Consider the following 14,940-nt stretch of genomic DNA (forward strand, 5'->3'; position numbering starts at 1 on the left):
ATCCCTTGTTTCTGCCGGACCATCTGGTATGGAAAAGGGAGTGGTCTCCTCCGCGTGCGCACAGCGCAGCGTCAAGGTGAAACCGTTGTGGTTAACAAAGCCTCAACGAAGCGCGAAAGGCAGTTGGTATGGCGAAAAAGAAGCCTGTCGTTGTTGTGACCCGGAAGCTCCCGGACGTCGTTGAAACGCGGATGCGGGAGCTGTTTGAAACCCGACTTAACGAAAATGACAGGCCTTTTAGTCAGGCAGAGCTCGTGGAAGCCGTCAGAACTGCGGATGTTCTTGTTCCGACGGTGACGGACCGAATCGATTCGTCGGTTTTGTCGCAGGCAGGCGAGAACCTGAAACTGATCGCCAACTTCGGCAACGGTGTCGACAATATCGACGTCGTCACCGCAAACAATCGCGGCATCAATGTTACCAACACGCCGGGTGTTCTGACGGAAGACACCGCTGACATGACCATGGCACTGATTTTGTCGGTGCCGCGTCGTCTTGCCACAGGCATCAAGGCGATCGAAGGCAGCGACTGGGCCGGTTGGTCACCTACATGGATGCTCGGACACAGGATCTGGGGCAAACGGCTCGGAATTATCGGCATGGGTCGTATCGGTCAGGCTGTTGCGCGCCGCGCCAAAGCATTCGGGATGTCCATTCATTATCACAACCGCCGCCGCGTTGCCGAAGACATCGAAGAAGAGCTAGAGGCGACCTACTGGGAAAGCCTGGACCAGATGCTGGCACGCATGGACGTGGTTTCCATCCACTGTCCGCACACGCCGGGCACATTCCACCTTCTGTCGGCGCGTCGTCTGAAACTGCTGAAAAATGATGCTTATGTCGTCAACACCGCACGGGGCGAAGTCATCGACGAAAACGCTCTTATCCGGTTGCTGGAGGCGGGCGAACTTGCAGGAGCCGGCCTGGATGTGTTCGAGCACGAACCCGCCGTCAATCCAAAACTGGTCAAACTCGAAAACGTGGTCCTATTGCCCCATATGGGCTCAGCGACCATTGAAGGCCGGATTGAGATGGGTGAAAAGGTCATCATCAACATCAAGACCTTCATGGATGGACATCGACCGCCGGACCGGGTTCTGCCCTCCATGCTTTGAGCCATTAGCAAAGGCTGGATTTTGCCGCTATCAGGGCCTGAGTTTCAGATCCCCAAATCGCTTCTTTGGTTGAACCGACGCGAAGACGGTCGCGATTGGCTGCGTTCGCTTCCCGATCTTTTGGAGGCAGCACAAAGCAGTTTCAATCTGGATCTATCCGGGCCGCCATTTTCCGGGGGCAACGTTTCCTACGTGTTGCCCGCGAAAAAGGACGGCGTAGATGCTGTTCTGAAAATCGCATTCATCGACCGGGAATCCCGCCATGAAGCCGATGCGCTGAAGCTTTGGAACGGCAATGGAGCGGTGAAGCTGCTGGCGCATGACGCAGAGCTCGGTGCTTTGTTGTTGGAGCGGTGCCGACCAGGCGACCTTCTTGCCGAAGCGTCCGGCATCGACCAGATGGAGGTGCTGACTGGATTGCTTCAAAAGCTCCTTGTTCCGGCAAATACCCCTTTTTCGTCGCTTGCCAGCGAAGCTGAAATCTGGGCCGCGACGATGCACCCTGACTGGATCAGGGCTGGAAAACCCTGTGAACAGCGCCTCGTCGATGTCGCAGCCGAAGCTCTAAAATCACTCGCTCAGGATCAAACCGAAAAGGTTCTGCTTCATCAGGACCTGCACGGACACAACATTCTTTCAGCTGACCGAGACGCCTGGCTGGCAATCGATCCAAAACCCTTAAGCGGTGACCCGGCGTTTTGCCTTAGCCCGATCGTGCGAAGCTCCGAGTTTGGCCACACCAAAAGGGCAGCGCTTTATCGTCTGGACCGGTTATCTGCGGATCTCGGTCTGGATCGCGAGCGTGCGCGTTATTGGACCATCGGCCAGACAATGGCGTGGGCTTTCAGCAGTGACCAAGCCTACAAGCATTTCGATACGGCACGATGGCTGCTGGGATCTTGATTTAGAAGCCCTCTTTACAGCTCAATCCGCCGGCGTCTCTGGAAACGGATTTCGGCCGAGAAGACCCGTTGCGGCAGAATCAGACTAGCTACTGTACTTCCGCCAGATTGCATCGTCACCCATACCCTGGACGAAATTCTTGTGGGCTTGGTGTTCGCTGTCGCCCAGGAAGGACCCGAGCGGCGCCGGCCTCGGCCTGGCGTTGAAGCTTCCAAGTTCACCAATTTCGAGCGAAGTTCCACTTGAAGCGGTTGTCTCTTCCTCCGGCATCAGGCCGAGGGCCGTCTGACGTCCACCAATCAACTCGAGATAGACTTCAGCGAGAATTTCCGCATCGAGCAATGCACCGTGCTTCACGCGTTTCGAGTTGTCGATACCATAACGGGAGCAGAGCGCATCAAGAGAATTCGGTCCCGACGGATGCTTGCGCCTCGCAATTTCAAGCGTATCGATCACCTGCGTATTTGGAATAGATTTTCTGCCGACCTGTGCCAACTCATGATTGATGAAACCCATATCGAAGGCAGCGTTGTGAATGACCAGTGTCGCATCGCCGACAAATTCCAGAAACTCGTCAGCAACCTGTTTGAACAAGGGCTTATCTGAAAGAAATTCCTCGGACAGGCCATGAACTCGAAAGGCCTCTTCCGGCATGTCCCGTTCAGGGTTGATGTAAACGTGGTAGGAATTTCCTGTCGGGATGTGGTTGATAAGTTCAACCCCGCCAATTTCCACCAGACGGTCGCCGCCGCGGGGATTAAGGCCCGTCGTTTCCGTATCGAAGGATATTTCACGCATTTTTTTAGCCTTTGCCTCTTCGATTCACTGTGCAGGTTGACGTTCCGGAGGCAAGGCGAAGGTCGTGTTTTCCACGGTGTTCAATCTCTGGAACAATCCCCGGTCAGAATTCGCGCAGAAAGTAGCGACCGAAAGGAAATCAAAATGGCGATTAGCCGCTCCATTGCTGGTTTTATGGTGTCCAGCGTTTTCTGTTCGAGTGTGCTTGCGGGTGGTTGGCAAACCGACAAGGGCCCAGATTGCATCTTGATTGACAAACAGCAACAGAAAGCGGGCGAATGCGATTTGAACTATACACCCGGCGAAGGAGCGTCCACCTTCATCTTCGCCTGGGACGACGGGATGGTCACGGTTCTACGTCTTCAGCAGGACGCAGTAAAACTGAACAATGTCCCGGCCACCCAGATTCGGGAAAACTGGAAAAATTCAGTAGGGTCAGCGAGTTGCTATAAGACCCTTGGTTCTGAAACTGTGTTCTGCGCTCGAGTTTTGGGATTGTATTGACCCGGCTTACTGGCACGCCGCCAATGCCCTTAAAATTGCTCTGACCTGCCGACGGGCTGGCTCCATGCCCAACCCGGTATCAATCAGGAAATGTGCCCGTCTGCGTTTATCGACATCGGGCATTTGACGTTCGAGAATTGTCCTAAACCTGTCTTCGGTCATGTCAGGCCGGGCCAGAACTCGTTGTTTTTGAATTTCCGGACCTGCGGTTACAACAACAGCCAAATCCACGCGGTCATCGCCTCCCGTTTCAAAAAGGAGGGGAATGTCCATCATGACGATGCGTTGCCGAGCCCTGCGAGCAGCTGCGAGAAAGGCCTCTTCTTCTTCGCGAACAAGTGGATGCACGATCGCTTCGAGGCGCTTCATGGCTTCCGGTCTGCCAAGAACGTGCGGCGAGAGCCGCTTCCGGTCGACCTGACCCTCAGCAACCGTTCCTGGAAACGCAGCTTCGATGAGCGGAGCAGCCCGGCCTGCATAAAGCGCATGAACAGTTGCGTCGGCATCATGAACCGGAACGCCGGAAGCTGCGAACATATTCGCAGTCGTTGATTTTCCCATACCGATGGAGCCGGTCAGTCCGATCCTGATCACCCGTTCACTCCGAGGTCTTCAAGAACGATGGTCCGCAGAGCGTCGTCGACTTCCGGCCGCACCCCGAACCAACGTTCAAAGCCCGGGACGGCCTGATGCAACAGCATGCCCAGTCCGTCGACGGTTGGGTTGCCGCGCTCCGCAGCTCTTTTCAGGAGGTCGGTTTTCAACGGGACATAAACAATGTCGGTGACAAGCGCCGACTTTGGCAATGGGGTCAGGTCGATTTCAAGCACTGGCTTACCTGTCATTCCCAATGACGTTGTGTTAACAAGAACATCTGCTTTTCCAAGCAATTTCCCCAGGCTATTCCAATCATGGGCGATTGTTTTGGAACCAAACTCACCGGCAATTGTCCTGGCTTTTTCCAGTGTTCTGTTGACGATATGCACATGTGTGAAATCTCGTGACAAAAGAGCCCAGACTATGGCTCTGGCGGCTCCGCCAGCTCCCAGAACAACAGCCGATTCACGTGAAACGTCCCATTCAGGTGCCAATTGGTCCAGATTTCCCAGGAACCCCAGCCCATCGGTGTTGGATCCACAAAGACGCCCGTTCGCATCGAGCCACAATGTGTTTGCAGCTCCCATCGTTTGAGCCGCTTCATCCAACCAGTCGCAAGCACTGGCTGCGACTTCCTTGTGCGGCACTGTTACATTTGCTCCAACCAGACCGGAGGCGGCAAAGTCACCGAAGAACGCTTCCGCGGATTCCGGAGCGACGTCGATCCGGTCATAAGAACCGGCAAGCCCGTGCTTCTTCAGCCAGTATCCATGAACTAGGGGAGATCGAGAGTGGGCTACAGGATGTCCCGTTACCGCCGATTTTTTGATTTTTTCACTCATTTTTCAATAACTTGCAATTCTCTCAACTGCTCAAGAAGCGGCAACAGAGGCAAGCCCAGAATGGTGAAGTAATCACCTTCGATCTTCTCAAACAATTGCACGCCAAGCCCTTCGAGCTGATAAGCGCCGACACTGGAAAGAACTGCATCGCCTGCGTTCGCAAGATAATGCCCTACAAATGCCGGGCTGAGCGTGCGCATCGTCAGACGCGCCGTGGACACTCTTCGCCAGATCGCCTCGCCGTTTTTTGACAGGACGACAGCTGAATGAAGTTCATGAGTTTTGCCGGAAAATTCCAGAAGTTGGCGTCGAGCCGCTTCCATATCATCGGGTTTGGTTCGACGCTGACCTTCAAAAGCCAGGATCTGATCTGCTCCAATCACGAGATCACCGGAACGGCGCACACTGACATTTTCCGCTTTGGCCTCTGCGAGAACACTTGCCAAGTCTTCCGGTGGAAATTCGGCTTTTAGCAGGGGCGCTTCAACTGCCCGCTCATCGACGTCGGACGGATCAACTTCGATCGTCAGTCCGGCATTTTCCAGAAGCTGTGCGCGGATCCTGCTTCCGCTTGCCAAAACAAGTCCCATCAATCCCTCTTGAGTGTTCTGTTCAATTCACACATTTTGCGCATTGGTCTGGTCTGCCTTGAAGTCTCTGAAAAGGCTCAGGATTTCAGCAGCAGTCTCTTCAACGGACCGGCGCGTGACATCGATCAGCGGCCAACTCTGCTCGGAGCAGAGTCGCCGCGTCATAGTGATTTCCTGCGAGATTTCTTTCCGATCAACGTAGGTGTCATTATAACCTTCTGAATTTAAAGATAAAACTCGATTTCGCCGGATCTGCTGAATACGTTCAGCGGACGCGATCAGCCCCACGATCATCGGTTTTTTCAATTTTTTGACATGGTCCGGCAATGGAATTCCAGGAACCAGAGGCACGTTGGCGGCCTTGATGCCTCTATTCGCGAGGTAAATGCATGTAGGAGTTTTGGAGGTGCGGGAAATTCCGAGCAATACGATATCGGCAGATTCCAGATCGTCCCAAATCTGCCCATCGTCATGCATCATCGTGTAGTTGATGGCCTCCATGCGCTTGAAATATTCTGCGTCCAGTTCGTGCTGGCCTCCGATCCGATGCGTCTGGGTTACATTCAGATAGGATTGAAACACCGCGAAAACCGGATCGAGAATATTTACGAACGGTGCACCGAGTTCACGGCATTTCTGTTCAAGCCGATTGGCGATCTCTTCATCCACCAAAGTGTACAGAACGATGCCCGGGGCCTTTTCGATTTCGCTGATAACGCGATCCAGCTGCTTCTGCGACCGGACCAGAGGATAGACATGTTCTATTTCCTGGACATTTTCGTATTGCACGGTAGCCGCACGCGCCACAGTCATCAGCGTTTCGCCGGTGGAGTCGGACACGAGATGCAGATGGAAGTAGTGTCTCGACTTATTCACGGTGTCATCCCCAGGGCTGTTGATCGATTGGGAGTCTTTCTTGCTCCCCCGTGCCTAGCATGAAGTTTATGCCCGCTCAGCATGATTTATTAACAATGCTTGATCGTGCGGGAACTGATGCCGAAACGGTTGTTGATAGAAGTGGATTCACAAAGGCGCTGTGACATATCGACAGATTGTCCACCAGTGCCCAATTTCTTAACGAAAGGTAAACAAACCGACAAGTGACTGTAATTATGCAAGTAATCCTGTTATCGACTCCTGGGGAGAGATTCAGCTGCACAGACGGCCTGGTTTTTCCCGGACAGAAATTCATGCGTAAGGATTGTGGATAGAAAATGATCCCGGTAATCCACGCACAAACTAAAAAAACAGATTCAAATTAAGAATCTTATTTGATTTGAAATGTGGGAAAGGCCAAGCGTATGAAATCCCAGGACAGAGCCGTGATGCGGGTTCTTGCAGGAGAAAAACTCTGGCCACCTCCCATCTGGATGATGAGACAGGCAGGACGTTACCTTCCCGAGTACAGGAAAGTCAGAGCGAAGGCCAAAAACTTCCTCGATTTCTGCTACTCTCCGGATCTTGCAACTGAGGTCACCCTCCAGCCGATACGCCGGTATGGTTTTGATGCGAGCATTCTGTTTTCGGACATCTTCGTCGTACCGGATGCAATCGGGTATCCGGTTCGGTTTGAAGAGGGCAGAGGTCCTGTGCTTGAACCTCTCTCATCAGATCTTCTCAATCGTTTGGAGCAGGACAAGGCCGAGGATCACCTTAAACCGGTCATAGAGACCGTTTCTCGCCTCAGAGCAGAGCTTCCCGAGGAAACCACCTTGCTGGGCTTCTGCGGTGCTCCCTGGACGGTTGCTTGCTATTCCGTTGCAGGCCACACCACTCAGGATCAGGTGGCTGCCCGCGTCGGTGCTTATAGAGATCCTGATTTGATGCAACGGTTCATCGATCAACTGATTGAAGCTTCCATCAGCTATCTCATCCGTCAGCTCGACGCAGGAGCAGATGCCGTTCAGATATTCGATACGTGGGCGGGCGTGCTGGACGAAGCCGGTTTCAAGCGGTGGTCGATCGAGTCAACAAGACAGATTGTCGAAGGTGTGCGTGCGGTTCGGCCGGATGCAAAGATCATAGGTTTTCCGAAAGCGTCATCTGCCCGGATGATTGCTTATATCGATGGAACAGGTGTCGATGCCGTCGGATTCGACTGGACAGCTCCCGACCAGGTTGCGCTCGACGTTCAAAAGCGCGTTCCAATTCAGGGAAATCTCGATCCCATGCGGTTGGTGGCGGGCGGAAAGGCCCTCGAAGACGGTGTTGGCCATGTCTTGTCTACGTTCGACAAAGGCCCGTTGATTTTCAATCTCGGACATGGCGTGACTCCGGATGCGGATCCGGAAAATGTTGCGCGGATGGTCGAGTTGGTGCGCAAGGGCTAGTTGATGGATATTTTTCTTTGGGTCAAATCCCTACATGTCATCTCGATCATCGCCTGGATGGCAGGGATGCTTTATCTGCCACGACTGTTCGTCTACCACGTTGATGCCGAGGTAGGGTCTGTACAGTCCGAGACCTTCAAGGTCATGGAACGCCGGCTCTACAAAGCAATCATCGGTCCTGCGATGGGCGCGTCCTGGATATTCGGTTTATGGGCAGCGTATGAATTGCAGGCCTGGCAGGACGGCTGGTTTCACGCGAAACTGACACTCGTTATCGCAATGTCTGCGATGCACGGTTACCTCGGTGGCTGTGTGCGGAAATTCGCGAATGATGAGAATACAAAATCAGCCCGTTTCTATCGACTTCTCAACGAAGTTCCGACAGTTTTGATGATCGGGATTGTTATTCTCGTGATCGTGAAACCATTTTAAGGGTTGCTGAATTCTGCTTTTGAACGGCGGTTCGGAAACGGGCCGCCGTTTTGCTTTGCGGCAGTGCGACATCAGTGCATTTGACCGGCAGATTTGCGGGCTTGCGATTCACTTGAAAACAACGTATCTTCCGCCAACTTCAAAACGGCGATGGTTCGTTTTATCGCACCGCAGACGCCGTACAATCTGGACACATCTAAACGTCTTTCAGATATCTTCTGGCCGACCCATCTTCCCGGCGCAGAACGACCTTCCAAATAAATATCCAAAACAACACCAATAACCCCAACTCGATGCGGGAAATGAAACTTAAAGACCTAAAAGAAAAAACACCGACAGAGCTGCTGCAATTTGCTGAAGAGCTTGAGGTCGAAAACGCCAGCACCATGCGTAAGCAGGAGCTGATGTTCGCCATCCTGAAAAATCTTGCTGCACAGGATGTGGAGATTATCGGCGAAGGTGTCGTCGAAGTATTGCAGGATGGCTTTGGCTTCCTTCGATCTCCGGACGCAAACTACCTTCCTGGCCCGGACGACATCTATGTCTCGCCATCGCAAATACGGCGCTTTTCCTTGCGTACCGGCGATACGGTCGAAGGGCAGATTCGCAGCCCGAAAGAAGGCGAACGTTATTTCGCTCTTTTGAAGGTCAACACGATCAACTTCGAAGATCCGGAAAAAGCACGGCACAAAGTCCATTTTGATAATCTGACACCACTTTATCCGGATGAACGTTTCCGGATGGAAATCGAAGATCCGACCATCAAGGACCTTTCTTCCAGGGTCATTGACCTTGTGGCTCCTCTCGGCAAGGGCCAACGCGCTCTGATCACTGCACCACCGCGTACCGGTAAGACAGTGTTCCTGCAGAACATTGCAAAGTCGATTACGAACAATCATCCAGAATGCTATCTCATCGTTCTTTTGATCGATGAGCGTCCGGAAGAAGTAACGGACATGCAGCGCACGGTGAACGGCGAAGTGGTTTCCTCCACATTCGACGAACCGGCTTCACGTCACGTACAGGTGGCGGAGATGGTTATCGAGAAGGCGAAACGGCTGACGGAGCATGGCAGGGATGTTGTTATCCTGCTCGATTCCATCACGCGATTGGGCCGCGCTTACAACACTGTTGTTCCGTCTTCGGGCAAGGTGCTGACGGGTGGTGTTGATGCGAACGCGCTGCAGCGTCCGAAGCGTTTCTTCGGCGCAGCTCGCAATATCGAGGAGGGCGGTTCCCTGACCATCATCGCAACCGCGCTGATCGACACGGGCAGCCGTATGGATGAAGTCATCTTTGAAGAATTCAAGGGAACGGGTAACTCGGAGATTATTCTTGATCGGAAGATCTCCGACAAACGTGTCTATCCGTCCATCGACATTCAGCGTTCCGGAACGCGCAAGGAAGAACTTCTTGTGCCGCATGAGCGTTTGAAGAAGACGTTCGTTCTTCGCCGTATTCTCAATCCGATGGGCACTGTTGATGCAATTGAGTTCCTGCTCGATAAATTGAAGCAAACCAAGTCCAACGACGAGTTCTTCGACAGCATGAACACTTGATCCCAAACGGATCGAATTTTATTGAAGGGCGCGGTTCCAAAGGGACTGCGCCTTTTACGTTTTGTTAAGCATTGTTTCACGTGAATCCACTGACTTTGATTCGGACCCGTTTCATGACCTCAGACATCTATCTGGAAACTGAAAGACTATTGTTACGTGCGTGGCGGGATGACGATCTGGATCCTTTTGCAGCTCTATGCGCGGATCCCGAAGTTATGCGGTATTTCCCTGATGTTATGTCGAGGGAGAGATCTGAACTCCTGATTTCGAAATGCCGGGAGAAGCAGGGAAGCGACGGATTCTGCATGGCACCGATTGAGGTAAAAGATACGGGTGAATTCCTCGGTATGGTGGGCTTGAATCGACCAACCTACGCCGCACCGCTTCCATTCGAACCTTGTGTTGAAATTGGTTGGCGCTTGAAGGAATCGTCCTGGGGGCACGGATATGCAAGTGAAGCTGCGCGAGCGTGGCTTCGATTCGGCTTTGAAACAATTGGTCTTGACGAGATCGTTGCCTTTACGATCCCGGACAACCTGCCTTCTCAAAAAGTCATGGAACGGATTGGCATGACCCGCGACGCTGAGGGAGATTTTCTGCACCCAAGCTTGCCTGAGGATCATCCGGTAGCTCTTCATGTTCTTTACCGCTTGAGCAAAGACGTCTGGCTGACGCAGGTTCAATAGAAGAACTGTGGGCTTACCGGGATTCACGTGAAACAGCCTCGCGGCTCAGCCTTGCAACTTCATCCTGTTTCACGTGAATCCAATGAATTGAATCGGCGACGAACCAACTTTTGATCTTTGCGCCGATTGTTCGCGAATTAAGTTCAAAGAGCGATGGCGATCTCTAGGATTTTTTAAAAGCCAAAGGAGCTCGTCGCACTGCTGGAGAGCGGTGTAGTGTTCGAGGTCTTGAGGGCAGAAATTGATTCACGTGAAACAGTCACATGACTAAGACACCCGGTTAGAGCTTTTCGATTCGTCAACGGAACGTATGACGACCTGCCTTTCCCTGGAAAAGCAGACTTGATAAAGAGATTTTGGCATCAAACTCTGCTTGGATGAACGCACATGGCTGACACGATTTTCGCGCTTTCAAGCGGGGCAGTTCCGTCTGGAGTTGCTGTTATCCGTGTCTCGGGGGCTGGTACACAGGAAATAGTAAGAAGTCTTTGCGGTACGGTACCAGAGCCACGTGTTGCCTCTCTGCTCAAGTTGAGAAACCCACAATCGGGTGATCTTCTGGATGAGGCCCTGGTCCTCTTCTTCAAGGGTCCGCGCAGTTTTACCGGTGAAGATGTTGCAGAACTTCACTGCCATGGGGGAAGGGCGGTGGTTTCCAGTGTCCTCTCCGTACTTGGCCAATTTGAAAACAGCCGTCCTGCTGAAGCTGGTGAATTCACACGAAGAGCTTTCGATGCCGGACGTATGGACCTCACTGAAGTTGAGGGATTGGCGGATCTGATTGCGGCTGAAACACAGAGCCAACGTAAACAGGCAATTCGGCAGATGGGCGGAGCCCTCGGTCGGCTTTATGAAGATTGGCGCAAACGGCTGATACACATGCGAGCAATGATTGAAGCCGACTTCGATTTTGCCGACGAGGAGGATGTACCGGGCAGCGTAGCTGACCAAGTCTGGGTGGAAGCCTCCGATCTCCATGATGAGATCGCTGATCACTTGCTGAAGTCGAAGAGTGGTGAGCGTTTGCGATCCGGGTTACAGGTCGTGCTTATGGGTGCACCCAACGCAGGCAAGTCCAGTTTGTTGAATGCCATTGCGGGCCGGGATGTCGCTATCGTGACGGAGGAAGCTGGCACCACGAGAGATGTTATAGAAGTGCATCTGGATCTAGCGGGGTATCCGGTCACGCTGGTAGACACTGCCGGATTGCGCGAGACCGAAGGAATAGTAGAACGAGAGGGCATTCGCCGTGCCGAGGCAAAGGGCCGCGAAGCGGACCTGATCTTGTGGGCGGTTGAACCGAACGGCGTGTCAATGAAGGAAGCGTCGAGTGCGTTGGCAGTTGATCTCGAGGATGGTGTTCCCGTTTGGACGGTCAATACCAAGCAAGATTTTGAGACTCTTCCGGAACAAGACTCTTCCGGAATAATCCCAGAAATCTCTTGTTCAACCAAATCTGAAGGCGGTATGACATCACTTTTGGATCACCTTACACGTTTTGCTGCGGAAACGATTTCTATCGGTGAGTCACCGTTGGCGACACGGGAAAGGCACCGGCACTATCTCACGGAGTGTCTTTCCGGACTGCGCACGGCAGTTGACGCAGACCATCTTCCGGGAGAACTCAGAGCAGAAGATCTCCGCGGTGCAGCGGATGCGCTTGGCCGGATCACCGGGCGTATTGATGTTGAAGATCTACTGGATGTGATTTTCAGGGATTTCTGTATCGGGAAATAATTTGTTTCACGTGAATCAATGTCGGATTTTCCTGAATTGATTCTGAACCGGAATGTGTTTCACGTGAATCAGGAAGCATTATCCGCGTATCTGAAAGTGAAGTTTCCGCGGTTGGTCTCTCTCATTGATTCCGCTTTGACCTACGGGTCGGCCCGCTTTATATAAGCGGCAGCGTTGTGCCGTTCAGTCGGCCTTGTGATAATCTGATGCTGGGCATCGGATGCGGATCCCGAAAATAGAAGATGATGGTTTGGCGGGTGCTTGAACATAGTGGCAGCCCCGGTCAAGACGGTGAGACTTTATGAGTGACAAGGACCTGACATTTGATGTGGTCGTAGTGGGTGGCGGTCATGCCGGCTGTGAGGCCGCTGCAGCGGCGGCGCGCACCGGTGCCAAGACGGCACTTGTAACCCATCGGTTCGATACCATTGGGGTGATGTCCTGTAATCCGGCGATTGGTGGATTGGGCAAAGGTCATCTGGTCAGAGAAATCGATGCCCTTGATGGATTGATGGGTCGAGTTGCCGACAAGGGTGGGATCCAGTTTCGCATGCTCAACCGGCGGAAGGGTCCTGCGGTTCGAGGGCCGCGCGCTCAGGCCGACCGCAAGCTCTATCGCGAGGCAATGCAGAAAGAGATTGCCGTCATCGACGGGTTGACGGTCGTTGAGGGAGAAGCTTTCAAGATCCTCTTCAACGATGATGCTGAGGGTCATGTCGTTTCAGGACTGGAGCTGGCCGACGGTCGCAGCGTTTCGTGCGGCAGGATTGTCTTGACGAGTGGAACTTTCCTACGTGGTCTGATCCACATTGGCGATCGCAAGATCCCTGCCGGCAGGTCGGGGGAGGCTCCCGCCCTCGGTTTGTCTGAATCGCTTGAGCAAATTGGATTTGATCTCGGACGCCTGAAGACAGGAACACCCGCAAGGCTTGATGGACGCACAATCCATTGGGATCGACTTGAAGTCCAACCAGGTGATGAAGAGCCGGTTCCGTTTTCGACAATGACCGAAGCGATCACGACACCTCAGGTGCCCTGCCATATCACGCGGACGACGCCTGAAACGCATCAGATCATTCAGGACAATCTCTCGAGATCGGCGATGTATTCCGGTGAGATCAAAGGCCGTGGACCCCGTTACTGTCCCTCAATCGAGGATAAGATCGTTCGGTTTGGGGAGCGTGACGGTCACCAGATCTTTCTGGAGCCGGAGGGCCTTGATGACCACACGGTCTATCCGAATGGCATTTCCACGTCCTTGCCAGAAGATGTCCAGATTGCCTTTTTGAGAACCATTCCTGGTCTTGAAGATGTTGAACACTTTCAGCCGGGATATGCGATTGAATACGACCATGTCGACCCGCGGGAGCTCAGGCCGACGCTGGAAGCAAAGAGATGTCAGGGTCTTTATCTTGCCGGTCAGATCAACGGGACGACCGGATATGAAGAAGCTGGAGCTCAAGGCCTGGTGGCCGGCTTGAATGCGGCATTGGCGGAAGCTGGAAAGTCGCCGTTCGTCGTCGATCGCTCTCAGGGCTATATCGGTGTGATGATCGACGATCTGATTACCCGAGGCATTTCCGAGCCGTATCGAATGTTTACGTCGCGCGCTGAGTATCGGTTATCGCTGCGTGCCGATAATGCGGATCAGAGACTGACGCCGCTTGGTCTTGAGGTAGGTTGTGTTTCTGAAGAACGGCGCCAGGCATTCGAAAGAAAGATGGCGGCCATTGCCGAGGCACGGGCTTTGTTGAAGCAGTTGTCTGTGACACCCTCGGAGGCCCAGAAGAAGGGCTTGCCAGTCAACCAGGATGGTGTGCGTCGGACTGCGTTCGATCTGCTTTCCTATCCGAATGTGACCTACGAGCTTTTGACAGGCATTTGGCCCGAGCTTTCCGAGATTGACCCGGTGATCACGGAGCAGGTGGCAACAGATGCTCTCTATGCTGTTTATCTCGATCGGCAGATGGCGGACATCGAGGCACTGAAGCGGGATGAAGCCTTGGCGATCCCGGATGGTTTCGATTACGAAGCAATTGTCGGGCTATCGAACGAAGTGAAGCAAAAGCTGACTGACATTCGACCGGCCACGTTGGGTCAGGCTTCTCGTATGGATGGGATAACACCGGCAGCCTTGACGCTGATCCTGTCTCATCTCAAGCGGGGCAGTCAGAAGATCGGTGCGGCCTGATGGGCCGTCCGATCGTGTTGAACAGCTCTGGACAGGCTGTGCAAAACTATGGGGATGTTTCACGTGAAACTTTGGAACGGCTTCAGATCTATGTCGACCTCGTTCTCAAGTGGCAACCCGCACAAAACCTTATTGCTCCGTCGACAATTCCAGACATATGGACACGTCACGTAGCCGACAGTCTTCAAACCCAGTGGAGTTATCCAGAGGCAAAAACCTGGGTCGATGTCGGCAGCGGTGGCGGGTTTCCCGGTGTGGTCACAGCAATCCTTCTTGCCGAAGATCCGGGCACTCATGTGCACATGATCGAGAGCAACCAGCGGAAGGCGGCCTTCCTTCGAACGGCACTTCGAGAGACTGGTTCCAACGGAACAGTACATGCTGGCCGGATCGAATCGGTTGCGAAAGAGTGGCAGCATGGGCCGGTTGATGCTGTTTCCGCGCGCGCCTTGGCGTCCTTGGATTTGCTTTTCCAGCTTTCCGAGCCGTTCACAGCGAAGGGAGCAAAGGCTGTTTTCCACAAAGGTCAGGATTTTCAACGAGAAGTTAACGAAGCCTCTGCCCGTTGGCACTTCGACATGATAGAAAAGATCAGTCTTGTTGATCCTGAGAGCCGGATGCTTCTTTTCTCAAATATTTGCAACCGGCCGGAGTAG

15 protein-coding genes are annotated in these 14,940 nt (G+C 53.2%); 10 read left to right on the forward strand and 5 right to left on the reverse strand.

What is annotated here, in order from left to right; all coding sequences use genetic code 11:
• Window positions 1-128: 128 nt before the first annotated feature.
• Complete coding sequence (locus tag FIV00_RS01485) at window positions 129-1,115, forward strand: D-glycerate dehydrogenase (RefSeq protein WP_152499154.1); 987 nt, start codon at window positions 129-131, stop codon at window positions 1,113-1,115.
• Between the two features lie 21 nt (window positions 1,116-1,136).
• A complete protein-coding gene (locus tag FIV00_RS01490) occupies window positions 1,137-2,018 on the forward strand; it encodes an aminoglycoside phosphotransferase family protein (protein ID WP_209006772.1) in 882 nt (293 codons plus the stop codon).
• A gap of 84 nt (window positions 2,019-2,102) precedes the next feature.
• Here FIV00_RS01490 and dnaQ read toward each other — a convergent pair whose 3' ends face one another.
• Window positions 2,103-2,816, reverse strand: a complete 714-nt coding sequence (gene dnaQ, locus FIV00_RS01495) for a DNA polymerase III subunit epsilon (protein ID WP_152499156.1) — start codon at window positions 2,814-2,816, stop codon at window positions 2,103-2,105.
• 144 nt (window positions 2,817-2,960) lie between these two features.
• Here dnaQ and FIV00_RS01500 point away from each other — a divergent pair, with 144 nt between their 5' ends.
• A complete protein-coding gene (locus tag FIV00_RS01500) occupies window positions 2,961-3,320 on the forward strand; it encodes a hypothetical protein (RefSeq protein ID WP_152499157.1) in 360 nt (119 codons plus the stop codon).
• 6 nt (window positions 3,321-3,326) lie between these two features.
• Here FIV00_RS01500 and coaE read toward each other — a convergent pair whose 3' ends face one another.
• Genes coaE through FIV00_RS01520 form a run of 4 tightly spaced genes read right to left on the reverse strand, consistent with a single transcriptional unit; the run spans window position 3,327 to window position 6,162 of the window.
• Window positions 3,327-3,914, reverse strand: a complete 588-nt coding sequence (coaE, locus tag FIV00_RS01505; RefSeq protein WP_152499158.1) for a dephospho-CoA kinase — start codon at window positions 3,912-3,914, stop codon at window positions 3,327-3,329.
• A complete protein-coding gene (locus tag FIV00_RS01510; RefSeq protein ID WP_173005835.1) occupies window positions 3,911-4,759 on the reverse strand; it encodes a shikimate dehydrogenase in 849 nt (282 codons plus the stop codon). The genes coaE and FIV00_RS01510 overlap by 4 nt, the downstream gene beginning before the upstream one ends.
• Complete coding sequence (locus FIV00_RS01515; RefSeq protein ID WP_152499159.1) at window positions 4,756-5,349, reverse strand: Maf family protein; 594 nt, start codon at window positions 5,347-5,349, stop codon at window positions 4,756-4,758. The genes FIV00_RS01510 and FIV00_RS01515 overlap by 4 nt, the downstream gene beginning before the upstream one ends.
• Before the next feature lie 27 nt (window positions 5,350-5,376).
• The gene (locus FIV00_RS01520) at window positions 5,377-6,162 is read right to left on the reverse strand and encodes a pyruvate, water dikinase regulatory protein (protein ID WP_247649393.1); all 786 of its coding nucleotides are present in this window, start codon (window positions 6,160-6,162) and stop codon (window positions 5,377-5,379) included.
• A 488-nt stretch (window positions 6,163-6,650) separates the two neighbouring features.
• Between FIV00_RS01520 and hemE the strand changes: the two genes are divergently transcribed.
• The 7 genes from hemE (at window position 6,651) to rsmG (ending at window position 14,940) form a co-directional block, all read left to right on the forward strand.
• The gene (hemE, locus tag FIV00_RS01525; RefSeq protein ID WP_152499161.1) at window positions 6,651-7,679 is read left to right on the forward strand and encodes a uroporphyrinogen decarboxylase; all 1,029 of its coding nucleotides are present in this window, start codon (window positions 6,651-6,653) and stop codon (window positions 7,677-7,679) included.
• Window positions 7,680-7,682: 3 nt separating this feature from the next.
• Window positions 7,683-8,111 (forward strand): protoporphyrinogen oxidase HemJ, encoded by a 429-nt coding sequence (hemJ, locus tag FIV00_RS01530; RefSeq protein WP_152499162.1) that lies wholly within the window; start codon window positions 7,683-7,685, stop codon window positions 8,109-8,111.
• 293 nt (window positions 8,112-8,404) lie between these two features.
• Entirely contained in the window at window positions 8,405-9,670 is a 1,266-nt protein-coding gene (rho, locus tag FIV00_RS01535; protein WP_152499163.1) for a transcription termination factor Rho, read from the forward strand.
• Window positions 9,671-9,783: 113 nt separating this feature from the next.
• Entirely contained in the window at window positions 9,784-10,356 is a 573-nt protein-coding gene (locus FIV00_RS01540) for a GNAT family N-acetyltransferase (protein WP_152499164.1), read from the forward strand.
• Between the two features lie 387 nt (window positions 10,357-10,743).
• A complete protein-coding gene (mnmE, locus tag FIV00_RS01545; protein WP_152499165.1) occupies window positions 10,744-12,093 on the forward strand; it encodes a tRNA uridine-5-carboxymethylaminomethyl(34) synthesis GTPase MnmE in 1,350 nt (449 codons plus the stop codon).
• A 301-nt stretch (window positions 12,094-12,394) separates the two neighbouring features.
• The gene (mnmG, locus tag FIV00_RS01550; RefSeq protein WP_152499166.1) at window positions 12,395-14,284 is read left to right on the forward strand and encodes a tRNA uridine-5-carboxymethylaminomethyl(34) synthesis enzyme MnmG; all 1,890 of its coding nucleotides are present in this window, start codon (window positions 12,395-12,397) and stop codon (window positions 14,282-14,284) included.
• Entirely contained in the window at window positions 14,284-14,940 is a 657-nt protein-coding gene (gene rsmG, locus FIV00_RS01555) for a 16S rRNA (guanine(527)-N(7))-methyltransferase RsmG (RefSeq protein ID WP_152499167.1), read from the forward strand. Before mnmG ends, rsmG begins: the two co-directional genes overlap by 1 nt.

The sequence above is a fragment of the Labrenzia sp. THAF82 genome (assembly GCF_009363435.1).
Taxonomy (GTDB): Bacteria; Pseudomonadota; Alphaproteobacteria; order Rhizobiales; family Stappiaceae; genus Roseibium; species Roseibium porphyridii.

Coding starts and splice junctions, on each gene's coding strand:
- FIV00_RS01485 (WP_152499154.1), top strand. CDS start 129: ATGGCGAAAAAGAAGCCTGTCGTTGTTGTGACCCGGAAGCTCCCGGAC.
- dnaQ (WP_152499156.1), bottom strand. CDS start 2,816: ATGCGTGAAATATCCTTCGATACGGAAACGACGGGCCTTAATCCCCGC.
- FIV00_RS01500 (WP_152499157.1), top strand. CDS start 2,961: ATGGCGATTAGCCGCTCCATTGCTGGTTTTATGGTGTCCAGCGTTTTC.
- FIV00_RS01510 (WP_173005835.1), bottom strand. CDS start 4,759: ATGAGTGAAAAAATCAAAAAATCGGCGGTAACGGGACATCCTGTAGCC.
- FIV00_RS01515 (WP_152499159.1), bottom strand. CDS start 5,349: ATGGGACTTGTTTTGGCAAGCGGAAGCAGGATCCGCGCACAGCTTCTG.
- FIV00_RS01520 (WP_247649393.1), bottom strand. CDS start 6,162: ATGACTGTGGCGCGTGCGGCTACCGTGCAATACGAAAATGTCCAGGAA.
- hemE (WP_152499161.1), top strand. CDS start 6,651: ATGAAATCCCAGGACAGAGCCGTGATGCGGGTTCTTGCAGGAGAAAAA.
- hemJ (WP_152499162.1), top strand. CDS start 7,683: ATGGATATTTTTCTTTGGGTCAAATCCCTACATGTCATCTCGATCATC.
- rho (WP_152499163.1), top strand. CDS start 8,405: ATGCGGGAAATGAAACTTAAAGACCTAAAAGAAAAAACACCGACAGAG.
- FIV00_RS01540 (WP_152499164.1), top strand. CDS start 9,784: ATGACCTCAGACATCTATCTGGAAACTGAAAGACTATTGTTACGTGCG.
- mnmE (WP_152499165.1), top strand. CDS start 10,744: ATGGCTGACACGATTTTCGCGCTTTCAAGCGGGGCAGTTCCGTCTGGA.
- mnmG (WP_152499166.1), top strand. CDS start 12,395: ATGAGTGACAAGGACCTGACATTTGATGTGGTCGTAGTGGGTGGCGGT.
- rsmG (WP_152499167.1), top strand. CDS start 14,284: ATGGGCCGTCCGATCGTGTTGAACAGCTCTGGACAGGCTGTGCAAAAC.